Origin of the sequence: Streptomyces lushanensis (genome assembly GCF_001700515.1) — a bacterium.
Classification (GTDB): Bacteria; Actinomycetota; Actinomycetes; order Streptomycetales; family Streptomycetaceae; genus Streptomyces; species Streptomyces lushanensis.
The window spans coordinates 1-728 of record NZ_MAUD01000667.1; the positions used below are offsets into that span (position 1 = coordinate 1).

Annotated in this window: 1 protein-coding gene; it reads right to left on the reverse strand. The window is 70.6% G+C overall.

Annotated elements, in window-relative coordinates:
• Window positions 1-176: 176 nt before the first annotated feature.
• Window positions 177-728 (reverse strand): nitrilase-related carbon-nitrogen hydrolase (locus tag BFF77_RS32245; RefSeq protein WP_066957110.1); only part of this gene is annotated, 552 nt, incomplete at its 5' end.

The window sequence follows — 728 nt, forward strand, 5'->3', positions numbered from 1 at the left end:
GGAAGTCCGGCCCGAACATGGTGATCGGCGGCTGCGCCTGGGTGTGCTGGACGGCGGTGGGCACCGTGGACGTCATGGGGTACGGGCTCCTTGCGGGTACGTACGGCGGAACGGGACGAGCGGGAGAGTCCGGGCCCGGCCCCAGGCCCCAGGACTCGGGGCTCGGGGCTCAGGGCTCAGAGCAGCGAGGCGTACAGGCCGGGGCGGCGGTCGCGCAGATAGGGATTGGCCTCGCGCGAGATGTCGAGAAGCCCCGGGTCGACCTCGCCGAGGATCAGTTCCTCGCCTCGTCCGGCACGCGCCCGCGCGGCGCCGTCGGGGCCGGCGAGACAGCTCAGCCCGACGAACTCGAACCCGCCTTCCTCGCCGGTCCTGTTCGCATACGCGACATACATCTGATTCTCGAAGGCGCGGACCGGCACCACGGATTCGGCGACGACGTCGTACGGACGCATCAGGGCGGTCGGCACCAGCAGCAGATCGGTGCCCGCGAGCGCGTGCGCCCGCGCGTTCTCCGGGAACTCGACGTCGTAACAGATCATGACGCCGAGCCTCAGCCCGGCGAACTCGGCCTGGACGACGGGCTGTTCTCCCGGTGTGAACCACTTCTGCTCGAAGTCGCCGAACAGATGCGTCTTGCGGTAGTTCGCCGACCGCGTGCCGTCGGGACCGATGAGCTGCGCGGCGTTGAAGATCCGCCCGCCGCCCTGCCCGCCCCGCTGCTCGCC